20 protein-coding genes are annotated in these 23,140 nt (G+C 71.7%); 6 read left to right on the top strand and 14 right to left on the bottom strand.

All coding sequences use genetic code 11. From position 1 onward, the window contains the following. Nucleotides 1–4 precede the first annotated feature (4 nt). Nucleotides 5–610 (bottom strand): TetR family transcriptional regulator C-terminal domain-containing protein, encoded by a 606-nt coding sequence (locus BJ992_RS17700; protein ID WP_184982395.1) that lies wholly within the window; start codon nt 608–610, stop codon nt 5–7. A 301-nt stretch (nt 611–911) separates the two neighbouring features. Between BJ992_RS17700 and BJ992_RS17695 the strand changes: the two genes are divergently transcribed. After that, nucleotides 912–1,187: an isoamylase early set domain-containing protein gene (locus BJ992_RS17695; protein WP_184982393.1), complete on the top strand. Its 276-nt coding sequence runs from the start codon at nt 912–914 to the stop codon at nt 1,185–1,187. Nucleotides 1,188–1,231: 44 nt separating this feature from the next. On the opposite strand, the gene BJ992_RS32925 is transcribed toward BJ992_RS17695, so the two are convergent. Beyond that, nucleotides 1,232–1,864 carry a DUF305 domain-containing protein gene (locus tag BJ992_RS32925; RefSeq protein WP_184982391.1) on the bottom strand — a complete coding sequence of 211 codons (633 nt, stop codon included), beginning with the start codon at nt 1,862–1,864 and terminating at the stop codon, nt 1,232–1,234. Between the two features lie 185 nt (nt 1,865–2,049). Here BJ992_RS32925 and BJ992_RS17685 point away from each other — a divergent pair, with 185 nt between their 5' ends. After that, nucleotides 2,050–3,489 (top strand): LVIVD repeat-containing protein, encoded by a 1,440-nt coding sequence (locus BJ992_RS17685; protein ID WP_246497349.1) that lies wholly within the window; start codon nt 2,050–2,052, stop codon nt 3,487–3,489. Between the two features lie 117 nt (nt 3,490–3,606). Beyond that, nucleotides 3,607–4,833, top strand: coding sequence for an acyl-CoA dehydrogenase family protein (locus BJ992_RS17680; protein ID WP_184982389.1), 1,227 nt, complete (start codon nt 3,607–3,609; stop codon nt 4,831–4,833). 25 nt (nt 4,834–4,858) lie between these two features. Here BJ992_RS17680 and BJ992_RS17675 read toward each other — a convergent pair whose 3' ends face one another. After that, nucleotides 4,859–5,239, bottom strand: coding sequence for a roadblock/LC7 domain-containing protein (locus BJ992_RS17675; protein WP_184982387.1), 381 nt, complete (start codon nt 5,237–5,239; stop codon nt 4,859–4,861). Between the two features lie 71 nt (nt 5,240–5,310). Next, nucleotides 5,311–6,198 carry a hypothetical protein gene (locus BJ992_RS17670; protein ID WP_184982378.1) on the bottom strand — a complete coding sequence of 296 codons (888 nt, stop codon included), beginning with the start codon at nt 6,196–6,198 and terminating at the stop codon, nt 5,311–5,313. 305 nt (nt 6,199–6,503) lie between these two features. Between BJ992_RS17670 and BJ992_RS17665 the strand changes: the two genes are divergently transcribed. Then, nucleotides 6,504–6,869 (top strand): hypothetical protein, encoded by a 366-nt coding sequence (locus tag BJ992_RS17665; RefSeq protein ID WP_184982376.1) that lies wholly within the window; start codon nt 6,504–6,506, stop codon nt 6,867–6,869. A 13-nt stretch (nt 6,870–6,882) separates the two neighbouring features. Here BJ992_RS17665 and BJ992_RS17660 read toward each other — a convergent pair whose 3' ends face one another. Both BJ992_RS17660 and BJ992_RS17655 read right to left on the bottom strand, forming a co-directional pair. Further along, a complete protein-coding gene (locus BJ992_RS17660; RefSeq protein WP_246496686.1) occupies nt 6,883–7,431 on the bottom strand; it encodes a GNAT family N-acetyltransferase in 549 nt (182 codons plus the stop codon). Between the two features lie 187 nt (nt 7,432–7,618). Continuing rightward, entirely contained in the window at nt 7,619–11,029 is a 3,411-nt protein-coding gene (locus tag BJ992_RS17655; RefSeq protein ID WP_184982374.1) for a S8 family serine peptidase, read from the bottom strand. Between the two features lie 201 nt (nt 11,030–11,230). Between BJ992_RS17655 and BJ992_RS17650 the strand changes: the two genes are divergently transcribed. Both BJ992_RS17650 and BJ992_RS17645 read left to right on the top strand, forming a co-directional pair. Then, nucleotides 11,231–12,196 (top strand): helix-turn-helix domain-containing protein, encoded by a 966-nt coding sequence (locus tag BJ992_RS17650; protein ID WP_184982372.1) that lies wholly within the window; start codon nt 11,231–11,233, stop codon nt 12,194–12,196. A 155-nt stretch (nt 12,197–12,351) separates the two neighbouring features. Next, nucleotides 12,352–12,762, top strand: a complete 411-nt coding sequence (locus BJ992_RS17645) for a VOC family protein (RefSeq protein WP_184982370.1) — start codon at nt 12,352–12,354, stop codon at nt 12,760–12,762. A gap of 224 nt (nt 12,763–12,986) precedes the next feature. On the opposite strand, the gene BJ992_RS33820 is transcribed toward BJ992_RS17645, so the two are convergent. From BJ992_RS33820 to BJ992_RS17605, 8 genes are all read right to left on the bottom strand, one after another. After that, nucleotides 12,987–14,972: a protein kinase domain-containing protein gene (locus tag BJ992_RS33820; protein ID WP_184982368.1), complete on the bottom strand. Its 1,986-nt coding sequence runs from the start codon at nt 14,970–14,972 to the stop codon at nt 12,987–12,989. A 241-nt stretch (nt 14,973–15,213) separates the two neighbouring features. After that, nucleotides 15,214–16,623 carry an acyl-CoA carboxylase subunit beta gene (locus tag BJ992_RS17635; RefSeq protein ID WP_184982366.1) on the bottom strand — a complete coding sequence of 470 codons (1,410 nt, stop codon included), beginning with the start codon at nt 16,621–16,623 and terminating at the stop codon, nt 15,214–15,216. A 179-nt stretch (nt 16,624–16,802) separates the two neighbouring features. Beyond that, nucleotides 16,803–17,924 carry an LLM class flavin-dependent oxidoreductase gene (locus BJ992_RS17630; protein ID WP_184982364.1) on the bottom strand — a complete coding sequence of 374 codons (1,122 nt, stop codon included), beginning with the start codon at nt 17,922–17,924 and terminating at the stop codon, nt 16,803–16,805. Further along, complete coding sequence (locus tag BJ992_RS17625) at nt 17,921–18,058, bottom strand: hypothetical protein (RefSeq protein ID WP_246496684.1); 138 nt, start codon at nt 18,056–18,058, stop codon at nt 17,921–17,923. The genes BJ992_RS17630 and BJ992_RS17625 overlap by 4 nt, the downstream gene beginning before the upstream one ends. Before the next feature lie 61 nt (nt 18,059–18,119). Beyond that, entirely contained in the window at nt 18,120–19,289 is a 1,170-nt protein-coding gene (locus BJ992_RS17620) for an LLM class flavin-dependent oxidoreductase (RefSeq protein ID WP_184982362.1), read from the bottom strand. Beyond that, a complete protein-coding gene (locus BJ992_RS17615) occupies nt 19,286–20,626 on the bottom strand; it encodes an NtaA/DmoA family FMN-dependent monooxygenase (protein WP_184982360.1) in 1,341 nt (446 codons plus the stop codon). The genes BJ992_RS17620 and BJ992_RS17615 overlap by 4 nt, the downstream gene beginning before the upstream one ends. 132 nt (nt 20,627–20,758) lie before the next feature. Beyond that, a complete protein-coding gene (locus BJ992_RS17610; RefSeq protein ID WP_184982353.1) occupies nt 20,759–22,423 on the bottom strand; it encodes a glycoside hydrolase family 44 protein in 1,665 nt (554 codons plus the stop codon). A gap of 156 nt (nt 22,424–22,579) precedes the next feature. Beyond that, nucleotides 22,580–23,074, bottom strand: a complete 495-nt coding sequence (locus BJ992_RS17605) for a DUF4396 domain-containing protein (protein WP_221474872.1) — start codon at nt 23,072–23,074, stop codon at nt 22,580–22,582. Nucleotides 23,075–23,140: the final 66 nt, after the last annotated feature.

Below are 23,140 nucleotides of genomic sequence, written 5' to 3'. Positions count from 1 at the left end.
CCGGTCAGCCGGTGAGCGCGTCCAGGGGAATGCCGATCTCGGCGGCCGTCGCCGTGCGCACGAGGTCGGCCAGCCGGGCCCTGGTCAGCACGCGTTTGTGCACCGTGGCCTGCACCGCGAGCCCGTCGATCAGGGACACGATGCGCCACGTGGCGGCGTCGGGATCGGAGCAGTGGAACACGCCTTCGGCGACCCCGTCGTCCAGGATGCGGCGCAGCGCCTGCTTCCAGCACAGGTCGATGCGGCGGGACACGTCCTCCAGCTCCGTGCTGCGCAGCGACTCCGACCACGCGTCGATCCACAGGGCCCACGACTTGGACTTGCCGCTCGGCGAGTACAGGCGCAGCAGGTCCCGCAGCCGGTTCATCGGCGGGCCGCCTGACTCCTCCAGCTTGGCGAGCGCGTCGAGGTCGCGCTGCGCGGCGTAGGCGAAGGCCTCGGCGAACAAGCGGTCCTTGGTGGCGAAGTGGTAGAAGAGCAGCCCTTGGCTGACCCCCGCCGCACGCGCGATGTCGACGGTGCGGGTGTGGCCGAAGCCCTGTGCGGCGATCACCTCGCAGGCGGTTTTGAGCAGATCTTCCCGGCGTATCCGGCCAAATCCTCGTGCCACAGGGGGAACCCTAGCGCGGCGGAGGCCGTCGAAAGGGGCAAAACGGTTGTCCTACCGGTCGCATGCTTGGGTGAATCGGCCGTTGTCATGCTCAAGGCCGCTGCGTTTGATTCACGACTCAGATGACCGCGTCAGGGATGCCGCGGTGGCGAGGCGCACCACGAACCGGACCCGCCCCTGGTCGAGCACAGGTTCCGGGTTACCCACTTACCAGTGAAATGTGTGTTACATGAGGCGTGTCGGTATTACTCCGCTTGTGGCGGTACGGCAGGGTAGGAGCACCGACCCCGGAGGATCACCGATGCTCAAGCGCACGCTACTTTTCGGGCAGAAGACCCGTGTCACCTTTGCTCTGCCGATGGACCACCCCACAGGAGTCGTCAGCGTCGTCGGCGACTTCAACCACTGGAGCCCCGGGCGGCACGAACTACGCCGCCGCCGCGGCGGCATCCGCACCGTGTCGGTGATCCTGCCGGCCGGAGTGCACCGCTTCCGCTATCTGGCCACCGGCGGCGTGTGGTTCGACGACGACACCGCCGACGCCGTCGACCCCGGCGGCAGCCTCATCCACCTCTGACCCGGGCCGGGGGAGCGTTCCCCCGGCCTCCGGCAGACCCCCGCTCAGCCGGTGATCGTGATGCGGCGCATCCGGTTGATCTCGGCGGCCTGGCTGACCGAGATGTCGGACGCCAGTTCCAGCGGCACCGTGTGCGAACCCTTCTCCAGTTCCCCGGCGGCCATGGTGATGGCACCCATGTGATGCGCGGTCATCAGCGAGATGTACAGGCGGTCGAACTCCGGCCCGCGGGCCGCGCGCAGCCGCGCCATCTGCTCCGGTGTCGCCATGCCGGGCATGCCGTCGTGTGCGGCGTGGTGGTCCGGCACGCGCTGCCCCTGCTGCCGCAGCCACCGGATCATCGCGTTGATCTCCGGCCCCTGGACGTCGGCGATGCGCGCCGCGAGCCGCCTCACCTCATCGGAGGAGGCCCGCGTGGGAGCGGCGGCGCTCATGTCGAGCGCCTGCCGGTGATGCACGACCATGTCCTGGAAGAACCGCACGTCGGCGGCGTTCGCGGTGGGGCTCGGCACCGCGGTCACGGCCTCGTCGGGGCTCAGCGTCCTCGCCTGCTCGCCGGGTCTGCCGGGGGCGATGACCGGAGCGGTGGACGTCGCGCGCGGCGGCTCGGCGCCGCCGGCGCAACCGGCGAGGGCGACCGCGGCCGCACCGATGACGATGGCGAGCGCTGCGCGCACCCGGCCTCCTAGAAGATCGCTGGTCGTGCGCGTGCACCCTAACTCACGCGACAGATCTCGGGTAAGCCGACAAGTCGGAACCTTTTGCTGACAGGGTGCCCTATGGTCAACTGTTCGGGTTTGGGAGAAAATCTGCCAGCATATGTTCTCCTGTGGCGCTTAGTACCAAGGAGGGTACCTGAGTGTTGTCCATCCCCCGCGGCGCCGGACGCGTCAGCCGGCTGTTGGTCCTGGTGGGTGCGGCGGCGGCCCTCGTGCTGTCCACGTTCCCGGCCGAGGCTGCGGACATCCCGGGCACCGATGAGATCGTGATGAGCCCGAACGTCCAGCATGTCGCCAACATCCCCAAGCCGGCGAGCCTCGCCGCCACCATCAACACCGACATCGCCTTCCAGGGCGACTACGCCTACGTCGGCAACTACGGCGGCTTCTCCATCTACGACATCAAGAATCCGAAGAAGACGAAACTCGTCAGCTCCGTGGTCTGCCCCGGTTCGCAGATGGACATCTCGGTGTACGGCAACCTGCTGTTCGCCTCGGTGGACTCCTCCCGCAACAACGACTCCTGCGCCAGCGTCGCGCAGCCCGCGTCGGTGAAGGAGTCCTGGGAAGGCATCCGCATCTTCGACATCACCGACAAGGCCAACCCCCGGTACGTCAAGTCGGTCGAGACCAACTGCGGGTCGCACACTCACACGCTGCTCCCCGACAAGCGGCGCGGCAACGTCTACCTGTACGTGTCGTCGTACCTGCCGCAGGCGACGTTCCCCGACTGCCTGCCGCCGCACGACAAGATCTCGATCGTCAAGGTGCCGCTGCGCGACCCGGCGTCCGCCGCGGTGGTCGCCACCCCGGTCGTGTTCCCCGACGGCGGCAACGAGACCCAGCCCGGCCTGCTGGTCCCGACGTCCGGTTGCCACGACATCACCGTGTACCCCGAGCGGAACATCGCCGCGGGTGCCTGCATGGGTGACGGCGTGCTGTTCGACATCCGCGACCCGGAGAACCCCGTGGTGACCGCGCGGGTCACCGACCCGAACTTCGCGTTCTGGCACTCGGCGACCTTCACCAACGACGGCAAGAAGGTCGTCTTCACCGACGAGCTCGGCGGCGGCGGCGCGGCGACCTGCAACGAGGCCACCGGGCCGAACCGCGGCGCCGACGCCATCTACGACATCTCGCGCGGCACGTTCGTCTTCAAGTCCTACTTCAAGATTCCGCGCTACCAGGCCGACACCGAGAACTGCGTCGCGCACAACGGCTCGCTCATCCCCGTCGAGGGCCGCGACATCATGGTGCAGGCGTGGTACCAGGGTGGCGCCTCCATCTGGGACTTCACCAACCCGTCCCGTCCCGAGGAGATCGGCTACTTCGAGCGCGGCCCCGCGGCCGAGGGCTCGGGTGGCTTCTGGTCCGCCTACTACTACAACGGTCACATCTACGCGAGCGACTTCAACCGCGGCTTCGACGTCATCAAGATCAACGACCGTCGTACCGACCCCGCCAAGAAGGTCAAGTTCGACATCCTGAACACCCAGACCCAGGCCTCCTACCGCGACAAGCACGGCCACCCCCACGGGCCCCTGTCCGACGACCCGGTGACCCTCGCGTCCGCCGGCGAGTGAGCGGCGTACGGCGGTAGCCGGAGCCGCGGCCACGGCCGACTGACGCACGCATCCGAGACCGGACATCGACGGCCCGGTCTCGGATGCGCGCGGCCTGGATGCCAGTAGGGTTGCGGCATGTCAGAGCCCACCGGCGGCTTCAGTCTCGACCCCGGCGACGACCTGCGTGAGGTCCGCGACTGGGTGCACGAGTTCGCCGCCACCGTGATCCGCCCCGCCGCCGCCGAATGGGACGAGCGCGAGGAGACCCCCTGGCCCGTCATCCAGGAGGCCGCCAAGATCGGCCTGTACTCCCTGGACTTCTTCGCACAGCAGTGGTTCGCCCCGAGCGGCCTCGGCATCCCCGTCGCCTTCGAGGAGCTCTTCTGGGGTGACGCCGGCATCGGCCTGTCCATCGCCGGCACCGGCCTCGCCGCCGCCGCGCTCGCCGCGGCCGGCACCCCCGAGCAGCAAGGCGAGTGGCTTCCCGCGATGTTCGGCACCGCGGGCGACGTCAAACTCGCCGCCTTCTGCGCCTCCGAACCCGACGCCGGCTCCGACGTCGGCGCCATCCGCACCCGCGCCGTCCACGACGAGGCCACGGACGAGTGGGTGCTCAACGGCACCAAGACCTGGGCCACCAACGGCGGCATAGCCGACGTCCACGTCGTCGTCGCCTCCGTGGACCCCGCACTCCGCGCGCGCGGCCAGGCCACCTTCGTCGTCCCCCCTGGCACCAAGGGCCTGACCCAAGGCCAGAAGTTCCGCAAACACGGCATCCGCGCCTCCCACACCGCCGAGGTGGTGCTCGACGACGTCCGCCTCCCCGGTTCTTGCCTCCTAGGCGGCAAGGACCGCCTCGACGCACGCCTGGCCCGCGTCCGCGAGGGCGGCAGAAGCGGCGAGCAACCCGCCATGCGCACCTTCGAGACCACCCGCCCCACCGTGGCCGCCATGGCCGTAGGCGTGGCCAGAGCCGCCTACGAGTACGCGCGCGACTACGCCGGCACCAGAGAACAGTTCGGCCGCAAGATCGCCGAGAACCAGGCCATTGCCTTCCTCCTCGCCGACATGGCCACAAGAATCGACACAGCCCGCCTGATGACCTGGCGCGCCGCCTGGCTGGCCCGCACCGGCCGCCCCATGCCCCAGGCCGAAGGCTCCATGTCCAAACTGGTCGCCGCGGAAACCGCGGTCTGGGTCACCGACCAGGCCATCCAGATCCTCGCCGGCGCCGGCTACACCAGAGACCACCCGGTGGAACGCTGGCACAGAGACGCCAAGATCTTCACCATCTTCGAAGGCACCAGCGAGATCCAGAGACTCATCATCGGCCGCGCCGTCACCGGCCTCCCCGTCCGGTGACCGCCGCCAGGCGGTTTCACGCTTCCTAGTAGTCGGCGGGCACGCCGTCGAGCAGGAGGCCGAGGCGTTCGACTGTGGGGCGGGATTCGACGTGGAGGCGCATGACGTCGAGGCCCTCGTCGGCGAGGACGACGAGGAGGCCGCTTCTGCGGATGGCGTAGACGACGACGTAGCCGGTGGCGCAGCGGATGACGACTTCGCGGAGCTCGCCCATGCCCATTTCGCTGCCGGTGCGTTTGCCGAGGCCCAGCGTGGCGGCGGAGAGGGCGGCGAGGACTTCGGGGCGTGCGCCGTCGGTGTCGGCGGTGACGAGCAGGCCGTCCACCGAGGCGACGGCGGTCTCGGTGACGCCGGTGATGCGGTCACGTAGCGCGTGGAGTTCGGTGAGCACTTCGTCGTGGCTCATGTACGGCCTTCCTGTTCGTCTTCGTCATCTGACGGTGTCGGTGGCCGCGGTGCCGCGGCGGCGGGGGTCGCTCACAGTTCTTCGCCGGCGGAGGGGGGCCGGATGCTTCGGGGAGCGAGAAGTCTGCGCCGCGGTGGTGGAGTGGTCCCCGTGACGGGGAGGACGTCGACGACCTTGCTGGTTCCCGGCCGGCGCAGTGGCAGGTCCAAGGGCTCGGTGATGCCTGTCGAGGAGGGTGCGGGGGGAGTGCGGCCGAGGGAGAGCAGGCCGTCCTCGATCATGAGCGCGGTCTCGGTCAGGACGGCGAACAGGCCGCGGCCGATGGTGAAGGCGATGTCCCGTGCGGTCCTGCGGCCGTTGGCGTGCTCCAGGATGGCGCGCCGCAGCGCCGCGGGGGAGATCGCGGGTACCGAGCCCGGTGCGACGGCGACGGGACGGCTGCGCATGGTCAGACCCAACGGTGCCCACGCGGCGGTGCTCTCCAGGCGGCGGGCCGTCTCTCGGACGAGGCGCCTCGGGTCCACGCCTGGGTCGGCGGGCAGTTGCGGCGGCAGGTCGTCCGGGCCGGGGAGTTCGAGGGCGATGTCCCCGGGGCCGCACCACGCGATGGCGAACACCGCGTCGAACACGGCGGACAGGCAGACGCTCTCCAGTCCGGCGACACCGAGGCCGTCGATCTTGACCAGTTCGCCGGCCAGGTCGCCTCGTGGCGCGCCGGCGGTGTAGGCGCGGGACCAGTCCTCCTCGCCGACCCTGCCGGACCGCAGCAGCAGGGACTCCGGGCCGGGGGTCGCCGGGCTGGAGGCGGCCACCACCAGGCCGTTCCGGAACAGGACGGTGCCGCCGGGGTCGCCGTCGGCCCTGAGCGTCCCGGTGAACCCCTCCTCGCCGCAGCTCAGCAGGACCGGTTCGATCGGGCCCGTGCCGGTGCCAGAGGGCTCAGGGTCGGGGCCGTTCATGTTCTCCTGTCCGATATATGGAGCTGACCTGCGGAAAAGCCGGCGGATGCCGACGGTCCACAGGGTGGGGCCTGAGGTGGGGAAAACGGGGAGACGCATGTTCCCGCCTTCCTACGGGAGGCGGGAACACCGGTGAACCGCCTCGGAGCGTGGCCGCCGGTGGTGACGGATACGCATCGGCCCTTCACTATCGGCGGTGGCTAACGGTACTTTAATGCCTCCGTATCCGTAAACCGACAGTGTGTCACTGTTGATCATCAAACGGTCAAGACTTCTGTCGGACTTGCCTTTCAGGAAAGAAGCAGATGAACATCGACACCGCTCTCAAAGAAGCCATGACCATCACCGGCGCCATCGGCGTCGCGCTCGTCGACTACGAGAGCGGCATGTCGCTCGGCTACATCGGCGGCGGCCGTGAGCTCGACGTCGAAGTCGCGGCGGCGGCGAACACCGAGGTCGTCAGGGCCAAGCTGCGTGCGCTGGCCTCACTCAACCTCGACGAGCGGATCGAGGACATCCTGATCACGCTGGACCGTCAGTACCACATCATCCGCCTCATCCCGAACACCGGCAGCTCCCTGTTCCTGTACCTGGCCCTCAACCGCGAGCGCGCCAATCTGGCCCTGGCCCGCCACAACCTGAGAAGCATCGAACGCGAACTGGCCTCCTGAGCGGGCCATCTGCTCAAGGCTCCGCGCGAGGGAGGGGGACGGTGCCGCGCCACAGGCGCTCACCGTCGTCGAAGCGCGAGGTGGGGACGAGGCCCAGATGCGCGGCCACGGCCATCGAGGCCTGGTGGCCGGGGTGGATGTGGGCCTGCACGACCGGGACGCCGCGGGCCGCCAGCCAGCCGGCCAGCGCGGCGGCGGCCTCCTTGGCGTACCCCCGGCCCTGCCACGGCTCGCCGACGATCCAGGCGATCTCGGCCCACGAGGAACCGGTGGGGATGGTGGCCTGGACGGTGCCGACGGCCGTGCCGCCGGGGTGGAGGCGGAGGATCCAGTTGCGCCACTCCTCGGTGCCGTCCGGTGAGTGGCCGCGGACCTGGATCTCGTAACGGGCACGCAGCGCGGCGGGGGTCGGCGGGGTGCCGCCGGTGTAGACGTAGAGAGCGGGGGACGACAGGACCGCGGCCATCTCCTCGGCGTCGGACACCTGCAGTGGGTGCAAGGTGAGGCGCTCGGTCCTGATGGGGGAGTCGTGCCCCGAGGGGGGTGGCGGCGGGCCGGTCAAGGGGACCTCCCGGTTTCGCTGCGGTGCGACCGACACCAGGATCGTACGGCCACCGGGATCGTACGGCGTCCCGTGGCCGGCCGGCGGGACGGTCCGGCCACGGGACGGGGTCAGACGGCCGGGGGAGTGGGTCCGGCCATGGGACGGGGTCGGGCCGGCCGGGAGGATGGTCCGGACGGCCGCGGGGTCAGCGCCTGGACACGGTGAAGGTGCCGGTGAGCGGGCCGAGGCGCACGGTGTAGGTGCCGGGTTCGGTGCGGCGTACCTCGAAGGTGAGGCGCACCGCCGTGCCGGGGGCGGCCTGGACGGTGCGGCGTGGCTCGGGCCGGTCGCCGACCACCAGGTCGGCGACGTACGCGCCGGCCTTCTCGCCGACGTTCTTCACCCACGCCGTGACGCGGACCGGACGGCCGGGGTGCGCGGTGGCCGGGGTGATCTCCAGCGTGGACACGGCGAACCGCGGCTCGGGGCCGGGTCGGCGGTCGTGCAGGAAGATGTCGGACCTGCGGTTGGTGTCACCGTCCACGAGGTTCGCCGACGTGCTCTGGAAGGCGACGTACCGTCCGTCGCCGCTGAGCGCCGGAAGTTCGGACGTGCCGTCGCCTTCCGCGCCACCGAGTCCGCCTGAGACCCGTTCGAGCGTGCCGGCGGCCAGGTCGCGCACGTAGACGTCGGTCTGGCCGTTGGTGTCACCCGGCACCAGGTTCGCGGCGTAGGTGTAGAAGGCGACGGTGCGGCCGTCGTCGCTGAGGGACGGCGCGAACGACAGGCTGTCGGCCGGTGTGCCGTCCAGGGCCGCCGACACCCGCGTCGTCGTGCCGGCCTTCCGGTCATAGACGAAGATCTGGAACCCCGCCATGTACACCACGACCTGGCCGTCGGCGCTGATGACCGGGCTCCCTGGCTCGGTTCCGTCCGGCACGGGGATCCGCTCGGTCGTCCCCGCGGCCCGGTCGCGCACGAACACGTCGTGCACGCCGTTGGTGTCACCGGGGACGAGGTTCGCCGACGCGCTCTCGAACGCGACGTAGCGGCCGTCGGCGCTGATGCTCTGCTCGCGCGACGACGCCTCACCCTGCACGCCGCCGTCGCCGACCGACACACGTTCGGTCGTGCCGGCGGCCCGGTCGCGTACGAACACGTCGGTCACGCCGTTGGTGTCGCCGGCGACCAGGTTGGTGGCGTCGCTGATGAAGACCGCGAACCTGCCGTCCGCGCTGAACGACGGCTGCGACGACATGTCGTCGGCCTGCGTGCCGTCCGGCCCCACCGAGATCCGCTCGGTCGTGCCGGCCAGCCGGTCGCGCACGAAGGTGTCGGCCACGCCGTTGGTGTCACCGGGGACCAGGTTGGTGGCGCCGCTGTTGAACCCGACGAACCTGCCGTCCGCGCTGACCATCGGGACCAGCGAGAACGCGTCGGCCTGCGTGCCGTCCGACGCCACCGACACCCGCTCGGTCTCCCCGGTGCGCAGGTCGGTCGCGAAGACGTCGAGGTCGTCGTTGGTGTCGTCGGGCACCAGGTTGGACGCCGCGCTGGCGTACACCACGTGGTTGCCGTCGGCGCTGACGCGCGGCCACCACACGTCGCCACCGGCCTGCTTGTGATCGGCCGTCAGGGACACCCGTTCGGTGGGAGGCGGTGCCGGGAGCGCGAGGTCCAGCCGCGCCGTCCCGGTACGGACCCGCACGTTCGCGGGGCCGGACCGTGACACGCCGGGTGCGGCGGCGGCCACCTGATAGTCGCCTTCCGGCACACCGGCGATGGTGTACCTGCCGTGCAGGTCGGTGGCGCCGGTCAGCCGGTCCGGCACGCCGAGCACGGTGACCGCCGCGCCTGGCACGGTGGTGCCGGTCGGGCCGTACACGACCTGGCCGGAGATCGTCCCGCGCCGGGTCCGGTCCAGCTCGATCCGCGTGCCGGTGAAGCGGTCCCGCCGCACGACGACGCCGGCCTGCCGCTGCTTGTAGCCGAACCTGGTCAGGGTCAGGTCGTAGGAGCCCGCGGCGGCGCGGAACTCGAACCGGCCGCCGGCGTCGGTCGTCACCGCGCGGCCCGTGCCGCTCCTGGTGACGGTCACGCCGGCCAGCGGCTCACCGGTCTTTCCGTCGGTGACGGTGCCGCGCACCCCACTGGTGAGCGCGGCCTCGGCGACCGCGGCGTGGGCGTCGATCCGGCCGGCGCCGTACCGCGGGTTGGGCCGGGGGCCGTACCGGTCGTCGGAGAAGGACGTGCCTTCCAGGATGGCGAGGGCCTCGGCGACCCCGAGCTCCGGCCGGGCCTGCAACATGAGCGCGACGACGCCGGAGACGTGCGGCGTGGCCATCGAGGTGCCGCTGGCCTCGCGGTAGCCGCCGCCGGGTACGGCCGACAGCACGTCCACGCCGGGTGCGGACACGTCCGGCACGACGTAGGTGTCCGGCCACTCGCCTGGCGCGTCCGTCCAGTCCGCACGCCGCACCACGCCGCCGCAGGAGAAGTCCGGCACCTCGTCGCCGGGGCCGGTCGCGCCGACCGCGACCGCCTCGAACACGTTGCCGGGGCTGCCCGATCCGCCTGGCAGGCAGTCGTTGCCGATGGCGAACGACGGGAACGCGCCGGCCCGCAGGATGTTGCGCGTGGGCTCGATCATCTCGTCGGAGAAGCCCTCACCGCCAAGCGACATGCTGACGATGTCGGCCGGCTCGCCGGCCGGCCTGCCGTTCCTGTCGTACGGCGCGACGGCCCACTGCATGCCGGCGATCACCTGGGCCAGCGTGCCGTTGCCACCGGGGATGACCAGGCCGGCCATCAGCTCGACCCCCGGCGCCACACCGATCCGCGTGCCTGAGGCGTCGCCTCCGGCGATGGTGCCGGCCACGTGGGTGCCGTGGTAGCTGCTGTCGTGCGGCATGGTCGGCAGCGGCCTGCCGTCCGGGCCGAACTCGATCCAGCCGCCGGGGAAGTACGGGTCGGCGGCGTCGTCGGTGGCGAGCCTGCCGGTGAGGTCGGGGTGGGTGATGTCGACACCGGTGTCGAGCACCGCGACGCGCACGCCTTCGCCGGTGAGGCCGCGCTCGCTCCGCACCCGGTCGGCGCCGATCTTCTCGATGCCCCAGGTGGTCTCCCCTTCGGCCGCCGCCTGGCGCGGCGCGGTCTCAGGCGCCGTCAGCCTGAAGTTGGGGATGACCCGCTTCACCAGGGGAGACGCGGCCAGCGCGTCCAGCGTGGCGGGCCTGACCCGGACCAGGAGCATGTTCTTCAGCCAGAACGTGTTGAGCACCTGGTCCCCATGGGACTCGACCAGGCCGGCCACCGGGGCCTGTGTGGCCTCGGCCGTCTTCTCCAGTTCGCCGGGTACGTCGGCGGGAGGCGCCGTCCCGGCGGGCTCGGGAGCGTTCACGATGACGACCGCCTCGACGCGGTCGCCGGCACGGGCCTTCGCGTCACCCGGCCGGCGCAGCAACTCCGGTGCGATCTTGCCTGCGTGAGAGGGGTCGGCCGGGGGCTCCTGTGCCGCCGCGGGAACCGCGGGGAGGGCCGTCAGCAGCGACCCGAGGGTCAGCGACACCGCGACGATCAGGCGTCGCCCGCGCGAACGCGGGGCGCACAACGACATTGAGGCTCCTTCGGGGGGATGCACGCGGGGACGCAGGCAAAACGCTGACATGTCAGGCGACAGCCGCTCAAGGCGATGAAGCGGCGAATACCCGACAGGTGGCGTGAATGCGACAATGAGCCGGTTCATCGGGGGTTACGTCGGCGGAGGCCTCGTGCTGGAGGCCGTCGGGTCGAGCCGGCAGGACGAGGTGGAGACGTAGTGCTAGAGGCCATCGGGTTGAGCCAGCAGGACGAGACGGTGTACGACGCGCTGGTGCGCCGGACGCAGGCCACAGGCGCCGAACTGGTCCAGGACTGTCACCTGCCGGAATCGGCCGTCAGGCGCGCGCTGCGCACCCTCACGAGCATCGGCCTCGCCAGCCGGACGGCCACCCGTCCCGTCCGTTATGTCGCCGTCTCGCCGGACCGCGGGCTGGAGGCCGTGCTGCGCGAACGCGAAGCGGGACTGCAGGGTGTCCGCGTGCACATCAGGACGCTGATGGAGATGTACCGCGCGGGGACCCGGTTCGCGCACCCCGGAGAGCTGATCGAGGTCATCTCCGGCAGGGACGAGGTCAACCACCGCTGGGTCCGCATGCAGCAGGACACGCACGCGCAGATGCGGGGCTTCGACCGGCCCCCGTACGCCGCGCCGAAGGGGCACACCGAGTCCAACCACGTCGAACTGGACCTGTTGCGGCGCGGCGTGCGGTACCGCGTCGTCTACGACACGAGCGCTCTGGAGCTGCCGGGCTGGCTGGACGACGTCATTGTCGGGGTGCGGCAGGGTGAGCAGGCGCGGATCGCCGAGGTGCCGATGAAACTCGCCGTCTCCGACGACCGCCTGGCGATGCTCCCCCTGCTCCGGTCCGGCGACAACCAGGTCACCGCGTCCTACATCATCCACCCCTCGCCGCTGCTCGACGCGCTGATCGCACTGTTCGAGACGACCTGGGACCGCGCCGTCCCGGTCCGCCTCGGCACCCCCGCCACCCCCGACCTGTCCGAGGAGGAGACCCGGCTGCTGGCCCTGCTGGCGTCAGGCGCCACCGACAAGGCCGCCGGCCGCGCACTCGGCTGGAGCGAACGCACCGTGCAGCGCCACGTCACCAAACTGATGAACCGCGTCGGCGCACGCACCCGCTTCCAGATCGCCATGGAGGCCACCCGCCGCGGCTGGATCTGAACCCGTCACGCATCGGATCCGAACCCGGCGCGCCGCGCGACAGCCGCGCGGACCCTCGCGGCCGGGTCCGAACCCCCGCAGGTCGTGGACCGATTCTGTCGGTCCCTGTCGTTACTGTGGCGGTGAACGGCTTCGGCACGACCCTGGAGATTGTCATGACCAGCAAGCTCAATCCCTATATCGGCTTCGACGGCGACGCGCGCGAGGCCATGGAGTTCTACCGGTCCGTCTTCGGCGGCGACCTCACCCTGCGCACCTTCGGCGAGTTCGGCGCACCTCAGCCCGAGCTGGCCGACAAGATCATGCACGGCACGCTGGAGACCCCTCAGGGCTTCACCATCATGGGCTCCGACACCCCGCCGGGCATGACCCGCACCGTCGGCGACAACATCACGATCAGCCTCAGCGGCGACGACGCCGACCTGCTCCGCGGCCACTGGCAGCAGCTCTCCGAGAGCGGCACCGTCACCGTCCCGCTGGAGAAGCAGATGTGGGGCGACGAGTACGGCTCCTGCGTCGACCGCTACGGCGTCAACTGGATGGTCGACATCACCCCGCAGGACTGACCACGGCCTCCCCGGTGCTCCGGGGCCCTCCGGCCCCCACGCGGAGGGTCCCCCGGTCAGGCGGCCGGCTCGGGTGCGCTGTCCGACCTCGGCGGGGTCGGTGCGCGTGGCCGGCTCGGGTGCGCTGTCCGGTGCAGGCGGGGTCGGTGCGCGTGGCCGGCTCGGGTGCGCTGTCCGGTGCAGGCGGGGTTGGTGCGCGTGGCCGGCTGGGTCGGGATGGGGGGTCAGGCGGGGAGGTGCACGGTGAAGTCGTCGAAGGAGACGGTGAGGTCGCCGCCGCCTGCTTCGGGGACCTGGGTGAGGAGGCCGACCTGGCTGTTGGCGGTCTCCGGGGGTGGTTCGGTGTCCACCGCGTCGAGGGCCTCGGAGCCGTCGACCCAGAAGGTGAGGGCCACGCCGGTGCCGGAGCGCGCACAGCGCGCCTGCAGGCGGACGTCCGTCCCGGGGGCCGGGGGGCTCAGCTTGGCCGGGGGGATCACGTCCAGGCGCTCGCCTGAGGTGGTCCTGGTGATGCGAGCGGTCCCGTCGAGGCCGAGCGTGAAGGCGTAGCCGTGCGGCACGTCCTCGTCCCAGCGGCACGTCAGCCCGAGGACGCCGGGGCTCGCCGAGCCTTCCTTGAGCCGCGCGGTGACCGCGATCAGCACGTCACGCTCCGGTGTGGCCGACCCCTTCGGCGGCACGGGGGAGAAGGCGGCGCCGTGGGGGTCGGTGGTGTCGGCGTGGATGCTGTACACGCCACGGTCGATCTCGTACCCGTGGGTGGTCCGCGAGTCGTCCGCCGCGTCAGGCGCGAAGGTGTACCCGTCCCAGTTGCCCCGCTCGGAGAAGTCGTCCGCGTACAGCAGCTTCCCCGCCGCGGGTCCCGTCCCCCACGGGGGCCGCACCACGAGGACCACCGCCGTGACGAGGACCGCCGCCACGACCGCGGCGGCGGGCCACAACAGCCGCCGCCTCCGCGCGCTGGGTCCGCGCGGGCCGGCGACGGCCGGCGCGGCGCCGGAGGCCGGCGGCCCCGTCGCCGCGTCCAGCGGTGCCGTACCCGCGGAACCGGACGGAGCGACCGGTGCGATGGGGCCGGGTCCAGGTGCGGTATGGCCGGATCCAGAGGGTGCGACCGGTGAAGTACGGCCGGGTCCGGACTCTGTGAACTGTGCTGTGGGGCCGGGTCCGGATCCTGTGAACTGTGCGGTGGGGCCGGGTGCGGATCCTGTGAACTGTGCGGTGGGGCCGGGTGCGGACTCTGTGAACCGGGTCGTGTGGCCGCGGTCGGATGGTGTGAGACGTGCGGTGGGGCCGGGGCCGGGTAAGGCGGCGGGGCCGGGGTGAGGGGGTGGGGCCGCCGGGTCGGGATGGCCGGTCGGGGCCGGGGAGGGGGTGAGTGTGGTGGCGGGGAGTGACGGGCCGGTGGTGAGGGGGGTGTCGTCGCCGGTGAGTTCGCGCAGGAGGGTGGTGGCGGAGGGCCGGGCCGTGGGGTCCTTGGCCAGGGAGGCGGACAGCAATGGGTGCAGGTCGGCGGGGACGCCGGTCAGGTCGGGGTCGGCGGTGCTGATGGCGTACAGCAGCGCGGTGAGGTTGCCGCCGCGGAAGGCCGTGCGGCCGGTCGCGGCGTACACCATCGTGGCGGCCCAGCTGAACACGTCGGACGCGGTGCCGGGGGTGTGACCGGCGAGCAGTTCGGGGGAGACGTACGCGGGGGTGCCGACCAGGCCGGTGGACGTGGTCCCCTGGCCGAGGTCGCGGGCGATGCCGAAGTCGATGACCACCGGACCTTCGGGACCGAGGATCACGTTGGCCGGTTTGACGTCGCGGTGCACGACACCGGCCCGGTGGATCGCCGCGAGCGCGGTCAAGGTGGCGACCGCGAGCCGCTGCAGGCCGCTGCCGGTGCGCGGCCCGTCACTGGTGACCGTCTCGGCGAGCGAGGGACCGGGGATGTACTCGCTGACCACGTAGGGACGTCCGTCGGCGGTGCCGGCGTCGAGCACGCGTGCCGTGCAGAACGGCGCGACCCTGCGCGCGGTGTCGGCCTCCCGCAGGAAACGCCGGTGGCTCTCGGCGTCCACGTCGCGCAGTACCTTCACCGCGACCCGCACGCCGGACGGCCCCTCGGCGAGATAGACGACCCCCTGACCCCCCTCGCCGAGCGTCCCGGTCAGCCGGTAGCCCCCTATCCGCTCCGGATCTGACGGCCCCAGGGCACGCGGACGCACGGCCACCTCTTGCTGTTGTTCTCGGCGCAACGGTGCAGGGCCCCACCTTAGGGCCTGCCGTGCGCGCGGGGAAAGCGCCGCGTCACCCCGGGTCGCCGCCGCGTCACGGCGGCGGTTCCTGCCACCGCCGGGGTACCGCGGCGCGGACCCACGCGAACCTTCCGTGGCACACCGTCATGGACCGCACGCCGTGCGCACGGTCCGGCGTCGTCGTGCGCGGCGCCTTGCCGGACGGCCGCCGCTACAGCGGGATGTTGCCGTGCCTGCCGCGGCTCTCCGGTATGACGGAGAAGGCCTCCACCAGGCGGCGGCGGGTGCGGGCCGGGGTGACGACCTCGTCGACCACGCCGAGGGACATGGCGCGGTCGACGCCGCCGGCGATGCGGCGGTGCTCCTCGACCAGTTCGGCGCGCAGCTTCTCGCGGTCCTCCTCGGGGGTCGCGGCGAGGCGCTTGCGGTGCAGGACGTTCACGGCGGGTTCGGCCGCCATGACGGCGACCTCCGCGTCCGGCCACGCGAACACCGCGTCCGCGCCGAGCGAGCGTGAGTTCATCGCGATGTACGCGCCGCCGTAGGACTTGCGGGTGATGAGGGTGACCCGCGGCACGACGGACTCGCCGAACGCGTGCAGCAGTTTGGCGCCGCGGCGCACCACGCCGTCCCACTCCTGGCCGACACCCGGCAGGTAGCCGGGGACGTCCACGACGACGAGCAGCGGCAACCCGAACGCATCGCACATGCGGACGAAACGGGACGCCTTCTCGGCGCTGAGCGAGTCGAGGCAGCCACCTTTGCGCAGCGGGTTGTTGGCCACCACACCGATGCTGCGGCCACCGAGCCGGCCGAGGCCGACGACCATGTTGGGGGCCCATTTCGGCTGGAGCTCCTCCAGCGCGTCCCCGCCGCCGTCGAGGAGGCGGCGCAGCAACGGCCGCACGTCGTAGGCGCGGCGCGGCCGGTCCGGCAGCAGGCCGATCAGGTCGTGGTCGTCCTTGTCGGCCTGCTCGACGTCGAACTCGCTGTGCCGCGCGAGCAGGCCGGTGATGCGGCGGGCCCGCACGTACGCCTCCGCCTCGGTGTCGGTGACGACATGCACGACGCCGGACTTGCGCGCGTGCACGTCGGTGCCGCCGAGCCCGGTCATGTCGATGCGCTCGCCGGTCACCATGGAGATGACGTCGGGGCCGGTGATGAACACCTTGCCCTGCTCGGACATGATGACGAGGTCGGTGAGCGCGGGGCCGTACGCGGCGGCCCCCGCGGCGGGGCCGAGCACGACCGAGATCTGGGGGACGCGTCCTGAGGCCCGGATCATCGCCTGGAACATGCGTCCCACGGCGTCCATCGACTCCACGCCGTCGGCGAGGCGCGCGCCGCCGGAGTGCCACAGGCCGATGACGGGACGCCGCCGCACGACGGCCTCGTCGATGGCGGCGATGATGCGTCCCGCCTCCTCGGTGCCGAGGGAGCCACCCATCAGCGTGGCGTCGGTGCAGTACGCCATGACCGGCGAGCCGCCGATCCGTCCCCGCACCGCGGCCACACCGCGGCCGCCGGGGTCGTGGATCGGGTCGATCGATCCCTCGTCGAGCAGTGCGGCCAGCCGCACCAGCGGGGCCCTGGGGTCCGGCGTCACCTGGGTGATCGTCATCGTCGCTCCGTTCAGGCGTGAATGAGCACAGCGGTGAAGAGGTTCCTTGGTGCACGGCTCCACGGGTAACGGGCGGACGCGTCCCCTACGTCGCCGGTCCGACTTTACCTCGGAGATCGATCACGGCGGCAGGTTCCGGACACATGCCCCATCGCGTCGTGCCGCCAGGCGTCCGCCGTTCAGCCGATCCACGTGCCGGCCAGTAGTTCCAGCGAACGGACCCGGTCGGCGTGTTCGTGCGTGATGGTGGTGACGAGCAACTCGTCGGCACCGGTCACGTCGCGCAGCACCCGCAGCCGCTCGGTGACGGTGGCCGGTGAGCCGGCGAACTGTGTGTCCACCCGGTCGGCGACCAGGGCCCGGTCCTCGTCGGTCCACCGGTGCGCGGCGGCCTCCTGCGGGGACGGGAACGGTGGCGCTCCCGCGCCGGTCCGGATGGACCGCACCCACAGCCCGTACGGCTCGGCGAGGCGCCGCGCCTCCTCGTCGGTGGGGGCCACCACGACGTCCGCCGACACCATGACGTACGGCGCGGAGAGCACCGCCGACGGCTTGAACGCGTCACGGTAGGCCGTCACGGCTTCGAGCACCGCCGCCGGCGCGACGTGGTAGTTGGCCGCGAACGGCAGCCCTCGCTCCCCGGCCACCTGCGCGCTCTCCCCGCCGCTGCTGCCGAGGATCCACAGCTCCAGCTCGGCACCCTCTCCCGGCTGCGCGTGCGCGGCCTGTCCTTCGGCGGACCGGTAGGTGCCGGCGACGAACGCCTGGATGTCGTCCACCTGCTCGGCGAAGCCGGGAGGCTCGGCCCCCGGCTGGTGGAGCAGCGAGGCGGAGAAGGCGAGCAACGGGGTGCGGCCCAGGGACGTGTGGTCGAACGGCGGCGGGATCAGCAGCCCGTCCACCACCCGCGGCTCGTGGCGCGCGGCCGGCGCCGGCGTGTGCGCGCCGGCCCGCACCTCCTTGGCGCGCTGCCCCGAGCGGCCGAGCCCGAGGTCGATCCGGCCCGGATGCAGCGCGTCGAGCGTGCCGAACTGCTCGACCACCGTCAGCGCGGTCTGGTGACCGACCTGCACGGCCCCCGACCCCACCCTGATGCGCCGGGTGGTCGCCGCGACGGCCCCGATGAGCACCGCGGGTGCCGAGCTCGCCACCCCCTCGGCCAGGTGGTGCTCGGCCAGCCAGTACCTGTGGTAGCCGGCGTCGTCGGCCCGCCGCGCCAGGTCGAGCGTGTGGCGCAGCGCGTCCCGCGCGGTGCCGCCGGACAGGACAGGCGCGAGGTCGAGTACGGACAACCGGGTCATGAGGGTCCTCCCGGGGAGAGCGGCCTGCTCGGGATCTCCTTGCGCAGGACGGGGGCGATCTCGCTCTGGAACAGTTCCAGTGAGGCGCGGAACGGACCGGGGGGCAGCCCGTCCGGTTCGGCGGACAGGTACATCACCTCGTGGCCCAGCCGGTCGTGGTACCGGTGGACCTTGTCGATGGCCGGTGGTCCTCCTTCACGAGGCCGTCACGTAACGGCTCGGGGGACGCGGCAGGCCGAGACGGCCGCGCAGGCCGGTGGTCTCGTAGGCGCGGCGGAAGACGCCTCTGGCCTGCAGCTCGGGTACCAGGCCGCGGGTGACGGCCGGCAGGTCGTGCGGCAGGACGCCGGGACGCAGGCGGAAGCCCTCGACGCCGGAGGCGCGCCACATCAGGAGCAGGTCGGCGAGCTGTTCGGGGGTGCCTTCGAAGACGTGCGCGTCGCTCACGTGGGTCGCGCCGTCCAGGTCGTCCAGGCGGGCCCTGCGGCCGGGAGGGCCGAGGTACACCTCCAGGTCGGCGAAGATCTTCAGTGGCGGCCCGGTGCGGCCGGCCGCCGTCTCGGCGGCGCGCACCTCGGTGACGACGGCCGCCGCGTCGTCGGCGTCGCGCGGCGTGACGTACACGACGTCACTGGTGCGGGCCGCGAAGTCGTACGGCAGGGCCGAGTGCGCGAGAGAGGTGACCAGGGGCCGGCCCTGCGGGGAGCGGGGGGTGATGGACGGGCCCCTGACGCTGAACCACTCGCCGCGGAAGTCGATCGGGTGGAGCTTGTCACGATCAACGAAGCGGCCGGTCGCCGTGTCGCGGATCTCGGCGTCGTCCTCCCAGCTGTCCCACAGCCGGCGCACCACCTCCACGAAGTCGACGCCTTCGCGCAGCAGCCGCTCGATGTGGCGCCGCGCCGTGGGGCCGGCCGGGTCGATCGGCGGGAAGGTGCGGCGGCCGAAGTGCGCCGCCTCGTGGGGACGGGCCGACACCCGGGGCCGCCAGCCGGCGCGTCCCCGGGCGGCGTGGTCGAGGGACGCGATGCCGATGGACACGTGGAACGGCTCGGTGTGGGTGACGCCGGTCGTCGGCACGAGGCCGATCCGGGTGGTGAGCGGTGCGAGCGCGGAGGCGAGCAGCACCGCGTCCAGCCGGCCTCTGACCTGGTCGCGCCGGCCGTCGGGGGAGTCGTGCCGCGTGGACTGCACGGCGAGCGAGTCCTCGAACGTCACCCAGTCGAGCAGGCCGCGCTCGGCCTCCACCACCAGGTCGGCCCAGTACCCGGCGGTGAACAGCAGATCGGGCCGCGCGCCGTCGGCCCGCCACGCGGCGGGGTGCCAGCCGGCGCCGTCCAGCGCGACGGCCAGGTGCAGCGTCATGACGTCTCCTTCACGGGGGAACGCAGGCCGAGGTGGTCGCGCAGGGTGGTGCCGGTGTAGTCGGCGCGGTACACGCCTTTCTCCTGCAGCAGGGGGACCACCTGGTCCACCAGCTCGTCCAGGCCGCCGGGGGTCAGGTGCGGCACGAGGACGAACCCGTCGGCGGCGCCGGTCCGCACGAATGACGTCATCTGCTCGGCGACCGACGCCGCCGTGCCGACGAAGGTCTGCCGCGCCGACATCTCGATCACCAGCTCACGGATGGTGAGGTTCTTCTCCTGCGCGACGGCGCGCCACTTGGCGGCCGTCGCGGCCCGGTCGCCGCGGAACTGCGCGCGGCCCCGCGACACCCCTTCGCCGAGCTCGGGTTCCACGTCCGGCAGCGGCCCGTCGGGGTCGCAGAACGACATGTCCCTGCCCCACACGCCTTCGAGGAACACGATCGCGTTGGCCGGGCTCACCTGGGCCCGCCGGATCTCGGCCGCACATTCGGCGGCCTCGGCCTCGGTGTCGCCGAGCACGTACGTCACGGCCGGCATGATCTTCAGGTCGGCCGGCCGCCTGCCGTACGCCGCGAGCCTGCGCTTGACGTCGCGGTAGAACGTGCGGGCCTCCTCGGGACGGCCGTGCCTGCTGAAGATCACGTCGGCGGACGAGGCGGCGAACTCGCGTCCCTCGTCGGAGTCCCCCGCCTGGATGATCACCGGGTGTCCCTGCGGGCCGCGCGGCACGTTGAACAGCCCCTGGATGTCGAAGTGCCTGCCGGTGTGCCGGAACGGCGTGACGCCTCCTTCACGCAGGAACTCGCCGCGCACCGGGTCGGCGGTCACCGCGTCATCGGCCCAGGTGTCCCACAACTCCCTGGCCGTCTGCAGGAACTCCTTGGCGCGGGTGTAGCGGTCGGCCTCGGCGAGGTACCCGCCGCGCCGGAAGTTCTCGCCGGTGAACGCGTCCCAGCTCGTCACGACGTTCCACGCGGCCCGGCCGCCGCTCAGGTGGTCGAGTGTGGCGAGGCGCCGCGCCACCTCGTACGGCTCGTTGAAGGTGGAGTTGACCGTGGCGGCCAGCCCCAGCCGGGTGGTGACGGCCGACAGCGCGGCCAGCACGGTGAGGGACTCGGGACGTCCCATCACGTCCAGGTCGTGGATGCGGCCCTTCATCTCGCGCAGCCGCAGTCCCTCGGCGAGGAAGAAGAAGTCGAACCTGCCGCGCTCCGCCGTCTCGGCGAGATGCCGGAAGGAGCCGAAGTCGATCTGGCTGCCGGACCGGGGGTCGGACCAGACGGTCGTGTTGTTGACGCCGGGGAAGTGCGCGGCGAGGTGGATCTGCTCGGTCACAAGGCCCTCCTGCCAATAAACCCACTAACAGAGTAGGAAAAGTGGGTATATTGGTCAACAGGCCTCGGTGACAAAAAGACCGGGGCCCGCCGCGCCGGCGGGCCCCGGAGAACCGGTTTCTGGCGTGAGGTTCTAGCGCAGCGCCGTCTTCGGCACGACGAGCAGCGTGACCGAGCCGGCCGGGAAGGTGCGGGTGAAGGTGCCGTCCGCGGCGATGGGCTGCGCCGCGCCGGGGACGATCGCCGTGGGGGAGGCCGCCGAGTACTGGTACACCGACGCGGCGCCGCGCCGCGCGCCGGCGATGCTCACCGGGCTGGTCAGGTCGGTGCCGCCCTTGTTGACGACCATCAGGGTCAGCGCGCCGTCACGGGTCCTGCGTGCCCCGTACACCGCGAGGGCCCCCTGGTCGGCGCTGGTGGAGCTGACCGACACGTCGCCGAACCGCGAGCCCGCGCCGTCGTAGTTGAGGTACATGCGGAACGCGTACGCGCCGGGCTGGCCCGCCGACGGCGGGTCCCACAGCGTGGCGAGGTCCAGGCCCTCACGGCCGAAGATGCCGAGGATGTCGGCCTGGGTCAGCGCGCCGTTCATCGTGCCGAGCGCACCCCAGTTGTACTCGGTGATCGCGGTCCTGGTCCCGGGGTACCGGGCCGCGATCAGCTCCTTCATGCGGGGGATGAGCCGCACCTGCGTGCCGATCCAGCTCTCGTCGGTGTAGGCCGGGTCCCACAGCGCACGGGTGGACCGCAGCCGCAGCGCGTTGGTCGCCGGGTCGGTGTCGTTGCCGAACGCCACCCCGGGGGCCTGCGGGTAGAAGTGCATGTCGAAGTAGTCGAGGATCCGCTTGCGGTACTTGTCCTCGTACTTCTTCATCTCCCGCAGGTACCACGCGGTGAACGGCAGGCCGTCGCGCGCGGCGCGGTCCGGCGGGTCGCCCCAGCAGCCGGTGCGCGAGCAGGTCTCCTGGTCCAGGCCCGAGTAGTCCCACGACGTCCAGCCCCAGCCGACCGGGCCGAGCGTCTTGGCGGTCGGGTCGGCGGCCTTCACCGCGGCGGCGATCTTGTAGGTTTGGTCGCGCAGCTCGGCGGCGCTCGCTCCCTGCGGGTGCACGTCCCGGTGGGTGGAGTGCCAGATGTCCGGCTCGTTGTCCAGGTTGTAGAACTTCACGCCACCCTGCGCGGCCTTGCCGTACGTGGTGGTCAGGTGGCGCAGCCAGTCCTTGATGTACTGCGGCCCCACCTCGACGCTCGTGTCGTGCGGGTCGTTGCCGGTGACGAGCGTGCCGTCCGGTTTGACGCCGTTGCCGCAGTCGGGCCGCCACTCGTCGGTGCGCTGCTGCGGGCCGTACTTGGTCACCGAGAAGCCGCAGGAGCCGTCCCGCGCCTTCGGGGCCCACCCGATCAGCGGCACCGTCAGGATCGAGTCGGTTCCGGTGCGCCGGTTCTGGTCCACGAACTTGTCGGTGGTCGAGCCGCGGGGGAGCAGTTCGGGGTGGTCGTTGGCCTCGGCGATGTTCTCGAAGAACCAGTCGGACGCGCGGTTGGTGGTGTCGTACAGGTAGTGGTACCGCGTCGTCGCGTTGCCTCCCCACCGCCGCACCGGCAGCCGCAGTTCGGCGGCCAGCGCCTCGTCGGTGAAGTTCATGCCGTAGATGTGCGGGCTGATCGGGTGTTTGCCGGCGGACGGGTCGATGGTGAGCCGCGGTCCGGCGTCGGCCTGTGCCGGCCCGCTCATCGGCACCGCCCCCGCCGCGAGCACCACCGACACGGCCGCGAGCCTGAGCAGCTTGCCGCGCATGAGCAACCTCCCTCAACGGATCCGGCAACCGTGCACGCACCGGCGGCGTCCCGGCAACCACGCCACGGGCCGGACATCGCCTGACCTGTCGTGACGTGGTCGCACGGCATGCAACTTTCAGTGGTGCGCGCGCCGGTGAAGATTGGTTGCGCGGCGTCAGTGGTGGTAGGCGTGCACCACGGCGTGTCCCTTGCCGCGGCCGATGATCCACTTGTTGACCGGCGTGGTGACGAGGAAGGCGAGCACGAGGGACCCCGCGAGCGAGGCCCAGAACAGCGCCGTGGTCAGCCCGGCGTCCATGGCGCCGGGGATGAGCAGCATGACGGAGTTGTCGATGATCTCCATCACGACGATCGAGGCGGTGTCGGCCGCCAGCGCCAGCTTGACGGCCGACGTCCAGCCGACCCCGGCCCTGCGCAGCGGCAGCAGCGTGAGCAGGTAGCCGAAGAAGAACGCGAGGACGACGGAGGCGGCGACCGTGGACGCGTTGTGCCAGCCGAGCGCCGTGCCGATCACCATGCCGGCGACCTCGCCGATGGCGCACCCGGTGAGGCAGTGCAGGGTGGCGGAGGCGGCGGTGCCCCACGTCGCCTTCCCGGTGTGGCCCTCGTGCGCGGAGTGGGTGTGCTCGGAGTTGGTGTGCTCGGACATGGTCGACATCCCTTCGGCGGGTCGCGTGACGCCAATATACCCCCCCACCGTATATCCGCGCCATGG

This window comes from Sphaerisporangium rubeum, assembly GCF_014207705.1.
GTDB lineage: Bacteria > Actinomycetota > Actinomycetes > Streptosporangiales > Streptosporangiaceae > Sphaerisporangium > Sphaerisporangium rubeum.
The sequence above is the reverse complement of the archived record's forward strand: the minus strand, read 5'-3'. Positions and strand labels throughout refer to the sequence as shown.